General features: G+C 58.6%; 12 protein-coding genes. 4 read left to right on the plus strand and 8 right to left on the minus strand.

Annotation, left to right across the window (positions count from 1 at the left end; translation table 11 throughout):
* Nucleotides 1-39: 39 nt before the first annotated feature.
* On the plus strand, nucleotides 40-2,028 hold the full coding sequence (locus ACWUI2_RS15075; protein ID WP_486983677.1) for a glycoside hydrolase family 32 protein: 1,989 nt from the start codon (nucleotides 40-42) through the stop codon (nucleotides 2,026-2,028).
* A gap of 77 nt (nucleotides 2,029-2,105) precedes the next feature.
* Here ACWUI2_RS15075 and ACWUI2_RS15080 read toward each other — a convergent pair whose 3' ends face one another.
* The 4 genes from ACWUI2_RS15080 to ACWUI2_RS15095 all read right to left on the minus strand — a co-directional run bounded on the left by ACWUI2_RS15080 (nucleotide 2,106) and on the right by ACWUI2_RS15095 (nucleotide 7,809).
* On the minus strand, nucleotides 2,106-3,494 hold the full coding sequence (locus tag ACWUI2_RS15080; protein WP_486983678.1) for an FAD-dependent oxidoreductase: 1,389 nt from the start codon (nucleotides 3,492-3,494) through the stop codon (nucleotides 2,106-2,108).
* Nucleotides 3,478-5,079, minus strand: coding sequence for a sodium:solute symporter family protein (locus ACWUI2_RS15085; RefSeq protein ID WP_486983679.1), 1,602 nt, complete (start codon nucleotides 5,077-5,079; stop codon nucleotides 3,478-3,480). Before ACWUI2_RS15085 ends, ACWUI2_RS15080 begins: the two co-directional genes overlap by 17 nt.
* Before the next feature lie 31 nt (nucleotides 5,080-5,110).
* On the minus strand, nucleotides 5,111-6,370 hold the full coding sequence (locus tag ACWUI2_RS15090; RefSeq protein WP_486983680.1) for an exo-alpha-sialidase: 1,260 nt from the start codon (nucleotides 6,368-6,370) through the stop codon (nucleotides 5,111-5,113).
* A 389-nt stretch (nucleotides 6,371-6,759) separates the two neighbouring features.
* Nucleotides 6,760-7,809 carry a LacI family DNA-binding transcriptional regulator gene (locus tag ACWUI2_RS15095; protein ID WP_486983681.1) on the minus strand — a complete coding sequence of 350 codons (1,050 nt, stop codon included), beginning with the start codon at nucleotides 7,807-7,809 and terminating at the stop codon, nucleotides 6,760-6,762.
* A gap of 335 nt (nucleotides 7,810-8,144) precedes the next feature.
* Between ACWUI2_RS15095 and sufT the strand changes: the two genes are divergently transcribed.
* Nucleotides 8,145-8,690: a putative Fe-S cluster assembly protein SufT gene (gene sufT / locus ACWUI2_RS15100; RefSeq protein ID WP_486983682.1), complete on the plus strand. Its 546-nt coding sequence runs from the start codon at nucleotides 8,145-8,147 to the stop codon at nucleotides 8,688-8,690.
* A 324-nt stretch (nucleotides 8,691-9,014) separates the two neighbouring features.
* Here the strand turns inward: sufT and ACWUI2_RS15105 are convergent, their stop codons facing one another.
* Complete coding sequence (locus tag ACWUI2_RS15105) at nucleotides 9,015-9,302, minus strand: NfeD family protein (RefSeq protein ID WP_486983683.1); 288 nt, start codon at nucleotides 9,300-9,302, stop codon at nucleotides 9,015-9,017.
* A complete protein-coding gene (locus ACWUI2_RS15110; RefSeq protein WP_486983684.1) occupies nucleotides 9,299-10,222 on the minus strand; it encodes a 3-methyladenine DNA glycosylase in 924 nt (307 codons plus the stop codon). The genes ACWUI2_RS15105 and ACWUI2_RS15110 overlap by 4 nt, the downstream gene beginning before the upstream one ends.
* Before the next feature lie 214 nt (nucleotides 10,223-10,436).
* Between ACWUI2_RS15110 and ACWUI2_RS15115 the strand changes: the two genes are divergently transcribed.
* Nucleotides 10,437-12,794: a PAS domain S-box protein gene (locus ACWUI2_RS15115; protein WP_486983685.1), complete on the plus strand. Its 2,358-nt coding sequence runs from the start codon at nucleotides 10,437-10,439 to the stop codon at nucleotides 12,792-12,794.
* 72 nt (nucleotides 12,795-12,866) lie between these two features.
* A complete protein-coding gene (locus ACWUI2_RS15120; RefSeq protein ID WP_486983686.1) occupies nucleotides 12,867-13,430 on the plus strand; it encodes a 4a-hydroxytetrahydrobiopterin dehydratase in 564 nt (187 codons plus the stop codon).
* A gap of 54 nt (nucleotides 13,431-13,484) precedes the next feature.
* On the opposite strand, the gene ACWUI2_RS15125 is transcribed toward ACWUI2_RS15120, so the two are convergent.
* Entirely contained in the window at nucleotides 13,485-14,453 is a 969-nt protein-coding gene (locus ACWUI2_RS15125) for an AEC family transporter (protein ID WP_486983687.1), read from the minus strand.
* Between the two features lie 1,779 nt (nucleotides 14,454-16,232).
* Nucleotides 16,233-17,324 carry a substrate-binding domain-containing protein gene (locus ACWUI2_RS15130; protein ID WP_486983688.1) on the minus strand — a complete coding sequence of 364 codons (1,092 nt, stop codon included), beginning with the start codon at nucleotides 17,322-17,324 and terminating at the stop codon, nucleotides 16,233-16,235.
* Nucleotides 17,325-17,433 lie beyond the last annotated feature (109 nt).

Genomic DNA, 17,433 nt, shown 5'->3' on the forward strand with positions numbered 1-17,433 from the left:
ATCCGTCTGAGGGATTATGAACCTTCCTCACCTAAGTTTATGAATAGAAAAATACTTAAAAGTCTGATCTTCTCGCTCGTTGTCATTGTGCCCTTGAGCGGCTACTCGGCGGAACGGGCCGATGTCGTTCTGGCGGATTTCGAAGGGGAGACCTTTGAACCTTGGCAGGTCTCCGGAGAATCTTTTGGTAAAGGTCCTTTCCGTCCGTCGGAGAATTCCTCCGGACCCGCGATTGAAGGATTCGAGGGGAGGGGGTTGGCTTCCTCGATCAACCGCGCCACCGGTTGGGCGTCGCAAGTGGGTGCCCTCCATTCTCCGGAATTTGTGATCGATCGCAATTACATGAATTTCCTGATTGGCGGAGGGGATTACGCTTTCCGCGCTTCCGTTTCGCTTTGGGTCGATGGCCGGATCGTTCGGACCTCTTCGGGAAACAACAGCAACCGTCTCGAATGGGTGACTTGGGATCTCCGGGACCTCCAGGGGGAGGAAGCGTGGATCGGCATTTACGACAATTGCATTGAAGACAGGCCGGGCTACGTTCTGGTTGACCAAATTACCTTGAGCGACACGGCCAGAGCGAAGGCCGGCGGTGATGTGGAACAAGCCATTCGTCAGGTCCGCTACCAGGCGGTCGAGGCGATCCGCCGGAACGCTCCCGTTGCCGCGGAAGATCCATGGCGGCCGATATACCATTATACCCCGCCGGCTCAAAGAATGAATGACCCAAATGGTCCCGCCTGGTTCAACGGCTATCATCATTTATTCTACCAGCACATGGTGTTCGTGGGTTCCGGGCCTGCTCGGGACGTGCATTGGGGGCATGCCCGAAGCCGCGATCTGGTCAACTGGGAGACTTTGCCGTTGGCCATTCCTCCCGCTTATGAGCTGGGCGAGCTGAGCGTGTTCTCGGGAAATATTGCATGGGACAAGGAGAACAATCCGGTCCAATTCACCACCATGGTTCCATATAAGAAAAACACTTTTCGCCGGGTGTGGGCAGCGAGGCCCGTCGATGACGACTGGATTGAGTGGGAGCGAATTCCGGAGGCTCCCGAGGGGCTGGTTCCTTATGGCGATCCGAATCAAAACCTGAAAGATGCTTTTCCGTTTAGTGCGGGTGACCGACGATTCCTGGTTCTGACGGCGCGCGATATTCCCATCTATGAAGCGGTAAATAACGATCTGTCCGAATGGAAATATCGTGGTTCGTTGGTGGAAAAGAGTGCCGAATGCCCGAATTTTTTCGAATTGGACGGGCATTGGGTTTACCTTTCGTCGCCCCACGGCCCGGTCCGCTACGCGGTAGGGGAGTTTGATCCGGAAACGGCGTCGTTCGTGGCGCATACCGAGGGGCTCATCAACCATCATCCGGGCGGGTTCTATGCGTCTACCGCGTATCGTGACAACGAGGGACGAACCATTTTGCATGGCATTACCCGCGGGCAGCGGAGCGGACGAGGTTGGACGGGGGCGTTATCGATGCCGAGGATTTTGACCCTCGGACCTGATTTGCGTCCGCGAATGCATCCGTTGCCTGCGTTGCAACAATTGCGACGGGAGTATTTCAAAAACAATGGATCGATCCATTTGAATAATGAAGGGAAAGTGATTGAAGGCCTTGAAGGCGACGCGATGGAGATTATTGCCCGCTTCAGTATCGATGATGCCTCGGCCTTTGGATTACGAGTGCGGCGCAGCGATGACGGGGAAAGGTTCCTTCGCGTCGAATGGCGAGAGGGGAGGATCATCGTGATCGCGGAAAACGCGGAGTATCCGTGTGAATATGAGATCAATCCGATGACCAATGAAGTGACGTTTCGGGTTTTTCTCGACAAGGGAATTCTTGATGCCGTCACCGGCGATGGCAGGGTTTTTGAATCCCGTATCCATTATGCTCCCGTGGATGATCTCGGAGTCGAGGTGTTCGCTGAGGGGGGGAGTGCGACCTTACTCTCCCTTGAGGCGTGGCAGATGGCGCCAGCCGAAATCGACCACTCGCTTTTGCTGTCGAGCGAAGTGCGATAGGGCAAGACGCCTGATCCCGTTGCGACTCGTTTTCCATCCGTGCTGCGGAAAACGAATCGCGGCGGATCCTCCCGATGTTACCTCGGATCCTTGCACCAGGGATATCCGAAATCAGGCCCTTCGTTCATGTAAGGGATTTGCGTGCGAACCCAGCTGCCATCGATTCGGGAGACCGGCGTGGCTGTTCGCACAGCTTCGGCGGCGGCGATGCCGGCGGCTTCACCGATGGCGTGCATCGTGGCCATGACGCGGATCGCCGCCGCGGCCTCATGCGATGCCGAAATCGCCCGGCAGGCGACGAGCAGGTTGGGGCAATGTGGGCTCACCATACTGCGAAACGGAATCTCATAAAAATCGCCCGGTGGAGGGCCGAATCCAGCTTTCACCCTGCCTCGGCCTCCGACCGTTTGATGGGGATCTCGGGTGCCGGTTGGATTATGAATATCGATGAAATAACGGGACCGGGCGATTCCGTCCTCGAATTTCCTCGCTTCGACGATATCGTCCATTTCCATGCGGTAAAGTCCGTCGATATGGCGAGTTTCCCGGACGCCGACCTGGCAGGCGATTTTATCGACGAAAGCGTCCTTAAACCACGGCACGCTTTGGACCAACCAGTCCCCGAGAACATAAACCTGCCGCCTGCCTTCAATTTCCGCGGTCGTCAGGTCTTCCGTCTTCAATCCTGAAACATTCGTAATCCGGGTCATATTGAAGTGAAGGATCCCCGGACGCGGATAATCGTAAAAATGAATAAAATCCCGGTAGGGGTAGTGCAATTCACCGGACGCCAGCGCGGACTGGAAGAATGCTTCCACCAGTTCCCGGGCCGCGCGCATGCTTCCGCTGGCGATCATTTCACCCTTATCGACATTCGCCATTCGGAAGCTCACGGTCATGGCTTGGGTCAATCCATCTTGATTTCTTCCTACTTGAAATGGACAACCTGCCAAGGCGGCGAGATCACCATCCCCGGAACAGTCAATGAAGGTATCTGCTGAAAACTCCGCGGGTCCGCCTTTCGATACTGTAATTACCGAATCCAATGCCCCTTCGTTCAAGCGTATATCATTCAGTTGGGTGTGGTAGCGAATGGTTACGCCGGCCTGAGAAAGCTTTGTGTCGTAAATATGTTTCAGTAGTTCCTCGTCGAATGCCCCGTTCATCAGGGCGGAACCAAATCCACCTCGATCCCGCAATTCCGTAGCGATTTCCTTGAAGATTCCCCCGATCAGGGAGGCGCTGTTTTGATTCGGAGCGAGTTGGTCTTCAAAGGCATGTCCCGAGAAAGGGTTGACCAGGGCCGCGGTTGCCATGCCTCCGCAGAAACCGTATCGCTCGATGAGGAGGGTTCTGCATCCGTTGCGTGCTGCCGCCAGAGCCGCCGCGACGCCGGAGGGTCCCGCGCCACACACCACAACGTCATAATGCTGCCTCGTCCGTGGTCGCCTATGTTCTTTTTTCATGAGATTCCTCAACGTTTGATCGACGAGGTCTATGGGACACGATCAAGCCGACCAGAAATATGCACAGCGTGGTGAAAACCACGGACATGTAGGTATGGAAAGAGCTTCGCAATGCATTCGGCAGAACTTCCAGATTCGGGGATACGATGAGCCAGATCAGCAGGCACAAGCCCGCGCAAAAGCCTGTTGCGGCTGACGTTTTGTCCGCCTTTCGCACGATAAAGCCGAGGAGAAACAGTCCGAACATACCTCCGAAGAAAATCCCACTCAGCTGCCACCAGGCGGCCAGGATGCTTTGAACGCCAATCATGGCCAAGGCCGCCCCCGTGGCGACGGCGCCCCAAACCAGCGTTGCACCATGCAATACTCTCATCGATTTCTTTTCATCTGCCTGAGGGTTAACATAGCGTTTATAGAAATCGCGCATAATAATGGTGGCCGAACTATTGAGACTGGAATCAATGCTGCTCATCGCGGCCGCGGCAATCGCCGCCAATAGCAGGCCGGCAAACCCGGCGGGAAGTCGATTGGCCAGGAAATGAGGAAACGCCCGATCCCCGACATCCGCGCTGGTGTAGGAGGCGGCGAGTTCGGCCACGGCATCCGGTCCCCTCAAGCTGGATTCCGGGGAAATGTCCCGCGAAGCAGTCGTCATAGCGACTTGCATCTTGAGGTCGTGATACAACTCCGGATCCGCCTGGTAATAACTATACAGCAAAGTGCCGATAAAAAAGAACAATGCGGATACGGGAACGTAAAGAAGAGCGCCTAACCACACTGCCTTGCTCGCTTCCCGATTGGACCGAGCGGTATGAAATCTCTGAACGTAGTTTTGGTCGAAAGCATAGTTCCCGGTATTCATGAAAAGGGCATATAGAAAAATAACCATCACTGTCGCCGATGTCAGTGATGGTTCCCATGATCCTAAGGAAAACTTGCCTTCCTCCGTGGCCGCGGCGATTGCTTCCATCGGTTCCGCCTGGATCGTAAACAACAGCAGGAAGAGGATGATGACGGCTCCGGCGGTCAGAAGAATTGATTGTGCGACATCCGTCCAGATGACCGCGGCGACGCCTCCTATTACCGTATAAAGGGTTACCGAGGCCCCGGCTATTATAATGATGGTAACAAGATCCCATCCGGTGAGCACATGCAACGCGAGGGCCACGCCGAACATGATCGTCGCCATTCGAGCAATCTGAGTAAACAGATAAAGAGCGGCGCAAAAGGAACGAGCCCAGCCTCCGAACCGTGCCTCCATATGGTGATAGGCGGAGATTTCCCCGGCATTCCGATAGAAAGGGACGAAGTAGCGCACACCAATCCACGCCGCCACCGGAAGGGTGAGACTGAAGACGAAAAAACTCCAGTCATAGCCAAACGCCCGGCCTGTCACCCCGATAAACGTATTGCTGCTCAAGTAGGTGCCGAACAGGGATAGCCCAATGGCCCATCCGGGAAGGGCGCCTCCCGCCACCATGAATTCGTTACTGGTCCGGCTTTTCCGGTAGAAAAAACACCCCAGTGCGACTACCGCGACGAGGTAGGAGCCAAATACGATGAAGTCAACTCCCAGTAGCGTCATGGTCTTTCAGGTTGTGCGACCATTTTTTCGATTAATTTGCCGGCGCCTTGAAGATGGTTGCCGCGATATAGCGATATGGGGGAGCGGTTTCCAGATCCGCATGATTGTAATAATAAATCGTGATGATTTTTCCGTCGGGTCGTTGAAACGCGACCGGATAACCCATGTCGTCGGTGACTCCATCCTTGCCCCGCACCAGGATTGGTTGACTCCAGCTAAGTCCTTCGTCGGAGCTGAAGGTGGCATACATGCCTCGTCCCTCGGGGGTTGTTTCGATGCGTCGGATTCCGTAGATCAGCGCCAGTCGCCCGTCCTTGAGTCTCAGGAGAGCGGGTGGATGACCGTTGGCGTCAACTGTCGCCGGATCTGGCAACTGACGCCAGGTCAGCCCATTGTTTTCGGTCAGATAACTAGCCATTTCCGGCGGATTCGTCCTGCGCATCGTCGTTATCATCCGGTTCGAGGACAGCCGCAGGGAAGAGGGCATGATGCTGTTCACCCGCTCCGGGCCGATCCAAGCCAGATGTTTCCAGGTGCGTCCGCCGTCCGTGGTGCGAACGCAAGCGACCTCTCTCCAATTCGCTCCTTCTTCACGGAAGGCCACCGTCAGGAATGCCGTCATGGAATGCGGGCCATCGACGATGTAATCTGTCCGACTGACAATACCGGTGGGAGTTCTGTCCGGAAAAGCCACTTGAAGATCAAAGGGGCCATTCCAGGATCTGCCGCGGTCATAGGAATAGTAATACGAAGACGGACCGTTCGTCAGGTTCTCCATCCGAAAGGTCATGGCAAAGTCCGGATGTTCGAAATCGATCGCTTTGCTCAACTCTTCCGTCGGTTGCGATTTATCTCCGATTTGGTGCTCGAAGGTTGCGCCGGTGATCCCGCTTGCATAGCCATCCTCAATCTTCCAGGTTTCTCCTCCATCGAGGCTGCGCGCGAATTGGGTCCGTGATGTCGATCGGTCATAGGTGTGACCGGACCGCTCCAGGTGATCGGCAAGGGTGAAACCCACCAGAATTTCCTGGTCCCAGGCCCAGGCCCCGAAATTCGCCGGCCATCCCCCGAATTTGCCCTCCTCGTAATAGACTGTGACATGTCGATGTTCGGCGGGCTCACCCAGAGAGGCGAATGGATCTTCCCGTCCGTCGACATGGATGGCGGCCAGACTGAGGCCGCACAGTGCCGCTCCGGCCACCCGGAGTAAAGGCGTGGCTGAGGCGAGAGTGATGCCGAGGTTCGTTTTCCAGGGGAATTTCCCAAGATGCCGATGTTTTTTCCGGTTCATTTATTATGTTGGTGTTCCTGATCGGAGAATCGCGAGATTAGACGAACGCCATCATGGTGGATTTGGTTCCGGAGAAAAACCGGTCCTTACTTTTTCTGTAAAACTGTGGGTTTCTGGACCAATTCGGAAGATCGTGCGTTTGTTTCCGCGCGCGCTCTCTTAGAGAAGGGCGATCAGGTTTTCGCGCGAAGCGCTTTGGAGTGCGGTGCGTCCCCGCACCGCTTTTCGAACGGTCAGCGATAGCCGCACGCCCGGCAGCTATCCGACGGCCAAAGCTCGCCAGCGCGCTCGAAAGCTCCGCGGGGACGCGGAGCACTCCAAAGAGGCTTCGCCTCGAAAAGCAGTTTCATTCCATGTTACTCCCCAGGCGCAGTCCGGATGTTGGCTTCCTATCGATGGTTCCGATTCCGCATACGAGTCGTGGTTCCATCGGTCCAATCACCTTCGATCAAGAGACTAAACGGGCGTCTCGGGATTCCTTTTTCGTTCCGATGGATCATTGCCACCACGGTTTCCACGGCCTGGGCCCCGATATTGGGCACATCTTCATCGATGCCGCTGATGGTTGGATCCAGGTAGGGCACGGAGGCGGCGGCGAGTGATACGTCGCGCGGGATTTTCAGACCGAAGCGGACAATCCATCGGGAGATCGGTTCGAGGAGGGTCGGGGAGACGACGATCGCGTCGGGATTATTTTCCCGGAACCATTCGGTGAATGCGACTTCGCCGAAATCTTTGGCCAGAAGGGGAGTCAATCGCGCGGCATCCGGAGGAAATTCGCTTTGGGCGACAAGGAAACCTCCCAAATAACTGTGGTCGACTCGTTGGTCGTTTTCCGCCGGCATCGCCAATCCAATTCGGCGATGGCCCATTTCGTTCAGTTTTTCAACGACCCGCTTCATGTTTCGGAACTGGTGGTTCATCACCACGTGCAGTTTGGGGCTTCCCAGGGAGTAACCCAGTGCCACCGGACAAAACTGCGACCAATCCAGTTTCAATTTACTGTGGGCTTGCGGCAGCGGCGCGATGATCAATCCACGAATTCCCCGAGCCAGCAGGATGTCGGTCGCCCTTTGGGCGTTCAGTTTCGGTTCCCCTATCCAGAATGATTCGAGGCGGTAGCCCAGTTCGTCCGCCCTCTTGGATGCGCCATCAAAATACCCCAAAGCCTGAATCAGTGTTTTCCACCCATCCGGACTGGAGAAATTGGTCACCCAGCCGAGAGTGCCATGGAACGACTTTGGCGCATGCTTATTGCGGTAAGCGTTCAGGGCGGACAATGCGGGATCGGGGCGGTAGTCATGCTGCGCCGCCAGCTTTTTGATGCGCTGGCGGGTCGTCGGCGAGATGGACTCGTGGTCACGCAAGGCCAAGGAAATGGTCGTTGGGGAAACATTGGCGATTTTGGCCAGGTCCCGCTGTGTGATCCGTTTATCCATTTCCGCGCATTTCAGTTGTTCGTGAGGTCGTTATCCGCAGGTGTCGCATGGTTGGCCTCCGATTTTTCTCTACCATGCGGGTTACAGACCGTGCAACCTTTCGCTCATCGCTGAGCGGAACCCGTGCACTATCTGACCGATAAGTTGTTTGGCGGTGGGGCGAGTGCCTTGTTGGAGTCCCGGCTTTAGCCGGTTCTGAGGCGAGGTGGGGGTCGGCTAAAGCCGCTTAAAGTTGGGGACTCAAACAAATCGGCCGGATGACATAACTTTGGGTGGGCTTGCACGAGGAATCTTTTCCTTTGATTTTGCCGGGGTGGGCGATAGGTTTTCGGCTTATGCTTCACGAAGAGATCGTTTTGAACCGGGATTGTCCGGCTACGGTGATTCCGGCGGGTGACAAGGTTTCGCTTCCGAAAGGAACGCCGGTATATGTCACCCAGGCGCTGGGGGGCACGATCACGGTGCGGGCTCAATCGGGGTTGTTCCGTATCGACAGCCGGGATCTCGACGCTTTGGGCGACGAGGTGGCCGAGGCGGTGGCGGCCGGCAACGAGGAGGTGGCGGGGGATTTCAGCGAGGAACGGGTTTGGGAGTCGCTTCGCGGCTGTTACGACCCGGAGATCCCGATCAACATCGTCGATCTCGGATTGATCTACAATCTCGCCATCGAGCCGCGGGAAAACGACCGGTTTTTCGTCGCCGTGAAGATGACCCTGACCGCCCAGGGATGCGGAATGGGGCCAGTCATTGCCGAAGATGCGAAAACCCGGATCGAAGCTCTACCGCAAGTTGAAGGAGCCAGCGTCGAGATCGTCTGGGATCCGGTTTGGACCCCTCAAATGATCTCCGAAGAGGGAAAGAAAAAGCTCGGGCTACTGTAAGAGCCGCTCGTCGTCCGATGAGCCAAGGTAGTGGGGTTGGCTGCGCCGCCCCATTGCGGGTCCGAATTGGCGGAGATCGATTCTACCCGTCTGCGACGCGGGGCATCGTTGTCGTTCGAAGGTCCTCGGCCGCAGCTGTCGGGCGGCGGAGGCAACCCGACCACGGCATTCCGGCGGCGGAGACCGAACCAAGCCGTTTTTGACGCGGGGATCGTCGTTGTTTGGTCGTCCTCGGCCGCTGCTGTCGGGCGGCGGAGCCAACCCGACCACGGGATCCGGGCGGGGGCATTTGCGCCGTTCCGGGCCAAATCGCACGCGATGTATTCAGTTAGGTTTTTCCACCGTCAGGCGGAAATCGCGCAGGCCGGTGACGCGAACTTCTTCGAATGGGTCGATGTAGGCTCCCATGGCCACCGCGTCGTAGGTTTTGCCTTCGATGTCGATCTCTCCGGTGGGATGAAGCGCGGTGGTCGTCCGGCCGGTGCGGCCGATCAATGGGTGCCGGTCCTTTTTGGGATCGTTGCTGAAGGTCGTGGCGTGGTTTTCATGAAGGTTTTCCAGAGTCCACTTTCGCCGGCGCCGATTGTTTTTCCTGGTGGAATCGTCGCTCATTCCGGATCGCTCTTGAGGAGGTCGATGCAGAGATCGATCAATGCTTGGCGGAGGGGTTCGCTGCGGGCGGCGAATTCCCGTTGGTGGCGTTCGTAGCAGGTTCGGCCTTCGGGGGTTTCAATCAAAATCGGCTCGAAACCGAGGCTCCGGAAGTCGTAGGGACTGGCCCGCATGTCGATTTCGCGGATCTCCGCCGCCAGGACAAAGGTGTCGGCCAACAACTCCGAAGACGCCCAGGGAAGGAGTTTGTAGGCCCATTTGCAGAGGTCCATGTTGACATGAAGGCAACCGCGCTGGTCGAGATTTGTCTGGTCCGGTCGGGTCAACTGGAATTGGTTGCGGGGCCGGGCGGCGGAAGTGAAGAAACGAAAAGCGTCGTAGTGCGAGCAGCGGAGGGACGAAGCTTCAACCACCTCGGCGATCTCTTCGGGGGAGAGCCGGAGGGGCCAGGCGGAATGGCGGACTTCCGGGCTGCGGTAAACCATCGCCCATTCGTGGAGCCCGAAACAGCCGAATTGGGGCGGGCGTTCCCGGCAGCCTTCGAGCAAGGTCAGGAGCCAGGCGACCGATTTCCGCCGGGCGGACGGGAGAGTCGCCGAGGCTACTCCGATTCCCCCGGGAAAACGGGCATAGTAGCGGTGGGAAAGATATTCGTCCGCCTGGTCTCCGGCCAATAATACCCCCGCCCCCGGATGCCACCGGAGCAGATGGGAGGCGCGTAATCCGTTGTAGTCGAAGAGGAAATCGTAAACGGGATGCTTTTCACCGAGTTTTCCCCGGGCCAGGTGGGGACCGACCCAGGGGGCCAGGCGCTCGAGATGGCGATTCCGCGCTTCGATCCATTCCGCCTCCGGGATTGTCCGAACCGGATCGGTGGCGGACGACTGCGGAGAAATTGTCTGACGGGCTGGAAACGGCATCTTCGTATCCTTTACGTGGAAGGTTCAAATCTGTCAAAATGAAGCGGTAGGAAGATGCTCGACTTTCTCCGCGTCCCGGGTAAATTGGGGGCACTTAGCGAGTGAAAGCCGGATTTCGTGTTGAGTATCGTCATTCTCTTCTCAACTTGCGGGAGCAAGGGGAACTCACGTTTTCCACTCACTCAATGATGAAGTCCGGAATTGAAAAATATACATGGGAAAGGTTTTGAACTCAGCCGCCATTGAGGAGCGGATTATTGTTTGTGTCGCCGATGGCAGGGACGCGGAAAAGGTTGAATCCGTTTTGCGGGAGCACGGAATTCGAGTGGACGCGGTGCAGGATCCCGCCTTGCTTTGGGAGGAGGCCCGGAAAGGAGTCGGGGCGGTCATTCTCGGCGAAGAAGTCGCCACCAAGGAAAAGTTGAACTCCCTGCTCTCCTGTCTGAACGACCAACCGGCCTGGTCGGATCTCCCGCTGATTTTGATCGTGGCCCAAGGAGAGGAGCTCTGGAAGCGATTGGAGAGCAGTGATTTGGGTCCGAGCGGTAACATCACTTTCGTGGAGTCCCCGGTCCGCGAGCTTTCGTTGATCAACGCCGCCCAGGTGGCGTTGCGGGCTCGTCGCCGCCAATACGATGTGCGTGATCTGATCGAGCAGCGGGAGGCGATTCTAACCAGTATTCGGGATCCCTTTGTTCTACTGGACGAGAATTTACGTTACATCTATGTCAACGACCGGGCGGCGGAGGATCGGGGCCGCGACCGGGCGGATTTGTTGGGTCAGTCGCAAACCGACGTGGTTCCCGGTGTCCTGGGATCCCCTTACCACGAAGCCTTGTTGGAAGCCGTGCGGGGGAGGGAGCCGCGCCGGGTGGAACATTTCGACTCCGGGATCCGCCGCTGGTATGAGATGCGGATTTACCCGTCCGGCGCCGGGGTGGCGGTCTTCGGCAGCGACATCACTGAACGCAAACAGGCGGAAGAAGCTTTGCGCCAAAGCGAGGAGCGGCTTCGTTTGATGATTGAAAGCGCGATCGAATACGCGATTTTCAGTATGGATTGCGCGGGAGTGATTACCTCCTGGAACAGTGGGGCGGAGCGGATTCTCGGCCACAAGGAGGATGAGATCATCGGCAAGCCGATGGATTTGATCTATACCGCGGAAGACCGGGAAGCCGGAATTCCCGCTCAGGAACGCAACCTGGCGGAGGTGAGCGGGCAGGCGGAGGATGAGCGGTGGCACGTCCGAAAGGACGGAACCCGGTTTTGGGCTGGCGGCCAAGTGATGTCGATGGTCGATTCCGAAGACAAAGTCCGGGGGTATGTCAAAATCCTCCGCGATTACACCGGCCGCAAACGGGCGGAAACCTGGCTGATGGCATTGAACGAGACCCTTGAAAAGCGGGTGGCGGAGCGGACCGCCGAAGCCGAGCAGCGGGCCACTCAATTACAAATGCTGGCGGGGGAACTGACCGAAGCCGAAGAGCGGGAGCGGCGCCGCCTCGCCGAACTCTTGCACGATCACTTGCAGCAGATCCTGGTCGCCGCCAAAATGCAGGTCGGCATGCTTTCGCAACGTCCCTTGGACAACTCGGTGACGGAGGCCCTGCAGCAGGTGGACAACCTGTTGAAGCGGTCGATCGAAGCGTCCCGTTCGCTGACCGTCGAACTGAGTCCGCCGATCCTTTACGACGCGGGACTTTGCCCGGCGTTTCAATGGCTCGCCCGCCGCATGCAGGAAGATCATGGGATCCAAGTGAAAGTGACCGCCGACGAGGAGGTGAATCCGGAATCGGAAAATCTCCGCGCGTTTCTTTTCCAAGCGGTCCGGGAGCTTCTCTTCAACATCGTGAAACACGCCGGGGTGAAAGAAGCCGAAGTGAAGCTGGTCCGCTCGGAAGGAACGGTCGAAGCCACGGTCGAGGACCGCGGGGTCGGCTTTCAACCCGGCAAACCGGGGTCGAGTTTCGAGGGGAGTGGATTCGGCCTCTTCAGTATCGGCGAGCGGGTGAAACTTTTGGGTGGCTCCATTCACATTGACAGTTCCGTCGGCACGGGCACTTCGGTTCGGGTGAGGGTGCCGTTGATGCAACCGAAACGGGCCTCATCGGCTAAAACCCGTATATTTGAAGTGGAACCGGCGGTCGAACCGACCACCGGCCGGATCCCGCCCCAACGGGTGGAAGGTCCCGAGGACCGGATCCGGATTCTCCTGGCTGACGACCATAAGATATTGCGCGAGGGACTGGCGGGGCTTTTGCGGGAACAGGCCGATTTCGAGGTGGTGAGTGAAGCATCCGACGGCCAGATGGCGGTCGAGATGGCGCGCGAGACGAAGCCCGATGTGATCATCATGGACGTCAGCATGCCCCGCTTGAACGGCATTGAAGCGACTCGCAAGATCACCGAAGAGATGCCTGAGATCAAAGTGATCGCCCTATCGATGCACGCCCAGGAGGATATGGCCGACGCGATGCGACAAGCTGGAGCGATCGCCTACATGACGAAGGGAGCCCCTTCGGAGATCCTGACGGCGGCGATCCGAAACGCGGCGTCCGGCGGGAGCAACTGATTTACCCGTCCGCGCCAGCCCTTCCGTCCGGACGGTTTTGCTTCCCGGGGCGGTTTCGGGTATCTTGGAGGCATGAGCATACTCAGTCAGGTATCGTGCACCCCTTGCCGGCCGGGCGAACCTCCGATCACCGATGAAGAAGTCGCGGTTCTGCATCCATTGGTCCCGACCTGGCGGATCGTCGATGAAAGCGGCGTGCGAAAATTGCGTAATGAATTTGAATTCGACGACACTGGGGCAAGTCTTGAGTTTGTCCGGCGCCTGGAGGAAATCGCCTCTAAAGAGGATCATCATCCGAAGGCCGAAGTGCACGGAAAGAAAGTGACTGTCGCCATTTGGACTCATGTGATCCATGGATTGCACCCCAACGATTTCATCCTGGCCGCCAAAGCCGACGGTGCTTTCACCGAAGTGATGGTCGGGGCGGAAGGAACGATGTACGTCAACGAATCGCTCCCCCGTCTGGGCGATCTGCCGCGGTTCCAGCATATGATGCAGCGACGGATCGCGCGAAGGCGGGACGATGATCCCGAGGCCTCCCGCCGGGTTTCGCTGGCCGGTCGAAATCGAATCGGAAGAAGATCGGTTGATAGCCACGAAAAGGCACAAAACACCCAAAAAAGAGAGCTGATTTAGTTCTTTTTACGCCCTTTGTGCTTTTTCGCGGCTATCCGAATCGCGGATTGCGGGTCAAAACAACACCACGATCAACGCCATGCTTGGAATGCAGAGCAAGGTGCTGAAAACGATCGATCCGGAGGCGAGAGCCTCGTCCCCCTTCATTTCTTTGGCCATCACGTAAGAGGCGACGGCGGTCGGGGAAGCGGCGAGGAGCATCAGCACCAGCAACGCCTTGCCCTCGACTCCGGCCAGCGTTCCCAGCCAATAACAAACCAGCGGCAGGGCGATCACCTTGAGCACCGAAGCGACGACGGAACTACGGATCCTTCCGTGTAAAGGCACATAGGCCATCCCGCCTCCGACGACCAGCAGGGCGGCGGGAGCGGCGATTTGTCCGACGAAGGACAGGGTTTCAAGCACCGCTCCGGGGAGATGCCACGGAAGAAGGAAGAGGCCAATGCCGATGAACGCGGCGAGAATCAACGGGTTCCGGGCGATCTTGATCACCATGGTCCGGAGCGGTCGATCGTCGCCACCGGTTTGCTGACTCCGCACCAGCACCACCACGGCGACGCCGTTGTAAAGAATCATTGTCGGGACGAACGCGAAGATGAACTGGGTGACCAAGGGCGAGGAAGTCGCCTCATCCAGCCCCCGGAGGGCGAAAACCAGCAAGGGCAAACCGACGTAGGCCAAATTCCCCCGGAAGGCGGCTTGGACGAACGTTCCCATCGATTGGATCGGCAACCGGAGCCACCACCGGTAGCAGATCAAACTCAGCCCGATGATGACGAAGGTACCGATGTAAAGGACGCCGATGATGCGGGCGGTTCCGTCGGGCACCGTCCCGGCGGTGGCGATGCTATGAACAATCAACGCCGGCAGTGCGACCCGGAACAGCAAGCCGTTCATTTCATTGAGAAACGATTCGCTCAACGAGCGGCGCCGCGCGAGGAAATATCCCAGTGCGATGATCACGAAAACAGGAAGCAAAGTATTGAATACGGCGGTCACGATCGAAAAATTCGCTCCGATCATCACCACCGGAGACGAAAAGATACAGCGGAAAATCGGCGGATGCTCCGGGCGGAAAGAGCGGCGCGCTTCAGTCGCCGTGGAGGGACGACCTCCGTGTCGTCCGCGGCGGATCGGCAGCTCGACGGATGCTCTGGTTAGCCCAATGGGCTTTCGCCCTCCAGCCCAGGGTTCGGCCGAGTGAAACGAGGCCTACCCTGGGTAAACCATCGACCCTCGTGAACCGCAACGCGGTTCCGCCGTCAGATCGGACGGGCGTAACCCCTTCGGGGTAAATTCATTGCGGGACCGATCCCAGGGTAGCCCGCGTTCGCGGGCAACCCTGGGCTGGAGGACGAAACGCCGTTGGCGTATGCGACGTCGAGGGTCGGCGCCGACGCGCGATTCCCGGGCTTCGAAGCGTGGAGGGACGACCTCCGTGTCGTCCGCGGCGGATCGGCAGCTCGGCGGATGCTCTGGTTAGCCCAACGGGCTTTCGCCCTCCAGCCCAGGGTTCGGCCGAGTGAAACGAGGCCTACCCTGGGTAAACCATCGCCCCTCGTGAACCGCAACGCGGTTCCGCCGTCAGATCGGACGGGCGTAACCCCTTCGGGGTAAATTTATTGCGGGACCGATCCCAGGGTAGCCCGCGTTCGCGGGCAACCCTGGGCTGGAGGACGCAACGCCGTTGGCGTATGGGACGTCGAGGGTCGGCGCCGACGCGCGATTCCCGGGCTTCGAAGCGTGAAGGGGACGACCTCCGTGTCGTCCGCGGCGGATCGACGGATGCTCTGGTTAGCCCAACGGGCTTTCGCCCTCCAGCCCAGGGTTCGGCCGAGTGAAACGAGGCTTACCCTGGGTAAACCTCTCGTGAACCGCAACGCGGTTCCGCCGTCAGATCGGACGGGCGTAACCCCTTCGGGGTAAATTCATTGCGGGACCGATCCCAGGGTAGCCCGCGTTCGCGGGCAACCCTGGGCTGGAGGACGAAACGCCGTTGGCGTATGCGACGTCGAGGGTCGGCGCCGACGCGCGATTCCCGGGCTTCGAAGCGTGGAGGGGCGACCTCCGTGTCGTCCGCGGCGGATCGACGGATGTTCTGGTTAGCCCAACGGGCTTTCGCCCTCCAGCCCAGGGTTCGGCCGAGTGAAACGAGGCCTACCCTGGGTAAACCATCGACCCTCGTGAACCGCAACGCGGTTCCGCCGTCAGATCGGACGGGCGTAACCCCTTCGGGGTAAATTCATTGCGGGACCGATCCCAGGGTAGCCCGCGTTCGCGGGCTACCCTGGGCTGGAGGACGAAACGCCGTTGGCGTATGCGACGTCGAGGGTCGGCGCCGACGCGCGATTCCCGGGCTTCGAAGCGTGGAGGGGACGACCTCCGTGTCGTCCGCGGCGGATCGACGGATGCTCTGGTTAGCCCAACGGGCTTTCGCCCTCCAGCCCAGGGTTCGGCCGAGTGAAACGAGGCCTACCCTGGGTAAACCATCGACCCTCGTGAACCGCAACGCGGTTCCGCCGTCAGATCGGACGGGCGTAACCCCTTCGGGGTAAATTCATTGCGGGACCGATCCCAGGGTAGCCCGCGTTCGCGGGCAACCCTGGGCTGGAGGACGAAACGCTGTTGGCGTATGCGACGTCGAGGGTCGGCGCCGACGCGCGATTCCCGGGCTTCGAAGCGTGGAGGGGACGACCTCCGTGTCGTCCGCTGCGGATCGGCGGATGCTCTGGGCGGACCAGACGGAGCTGGTCCCTCCCAGAAAGGAGCGGCGCGCTTCAGCCGCCGTCGTGGGGGAGCGCTTCAACGCCGCCCGGCTTTGTCCGGCAAGGAGTTCCCTTCTTTCCACGCGGGGGCGGTGACGGATGTGTGGGGATATTTCGGAAGTCCGAGGACGTTTCGCTGGAGGCGGCTGACGAGGTAGTCGATCACGCGGTGGCAACTGACTTCGACCCCGGTGTAGATGCCGCTATATGGGTTGGTCGCATCGTGGATGTTCAGATCGACCAAGGCCGTTTCGTCCGGGATGGAAACACCTTTGGCGCGCAAGACAGGCACGCAGGCGGTAAGGGCGAGACTGTTGGCGAGCAGGACATCCGGGCGCCAGCGGTCGTACCATTTGGCGAAGGCGTCGGGCAAGTTGCGGTCTTCCGCCACCAGGACCGGGAGGCGGCGGCATTTGCGGGTTTCCTGGACCGAAGAAAGAAACCCGGCACGCCATCGTCCCTGGGTCCGATAGTCACTGCTGGCCAATGAAATGTAACCGGGACGGGTGTATCCCCGTTCCAGGCAGGTTTTGAACGCGAGGCGGGCGCCGCCGTGATGGTCGCCGTCGACCCGGTCCATGGCTGGTTTGACGATGCTGGTGCTCATGGTGATCGGGGCGAAATGCTCCCAGTTCAAATCGATGATTTTTCCGTCGGGACGTTCCGGGGGAGGGAAGAAAAGGCCGCGGATGTTGCGGGCGTGGAGGGCTTTTTCCAGGCGTCGGGGGTCGTTGCCGTAATCAAAGATCTCGAAGTGATCGAGTTTGTAGCCGAGGTCGGCGGCGTGGATGGAGGCGGTTTTGTAGATGAGGGCGACGTAACCGTTGTCGACGATCGCATTCGAGTCGGGGGACCGGGTGATGAAACCAAGAGTTCCCTGGAAATCGGGTTGGGCGCCGGTCCGGCGTTGTTGCATGAGAGCGACGACCATCGGATTGGCCCGGTAACCCATCTCGGCGGCCAGCTTTTGCAACCGCTCCCGGGTATGGGCGGGGAGTTGCGGACTGTTGCGCAACGCCAGGGAGACGGTGGTCACATGGACGCCCGCCACCTCGGCGATCTGCTTCAAGCTGGTCGCCCGGGGCCGGGAACCGGAGGGGGAGGAGGAGTCGGGGGATTTCTTTTTCATTGGTCGACTCTACGATTAGAGTAACAAACCTGTCGACTTGAAAACGTCTTTGAGTGACCTTGGTGCATCCAATCGCAGCATCTTTCCACGCCCAACAGAAAGGATAATT

This window comes from Verruconatronum alginivorum (genome assembly GCF_056590205.1).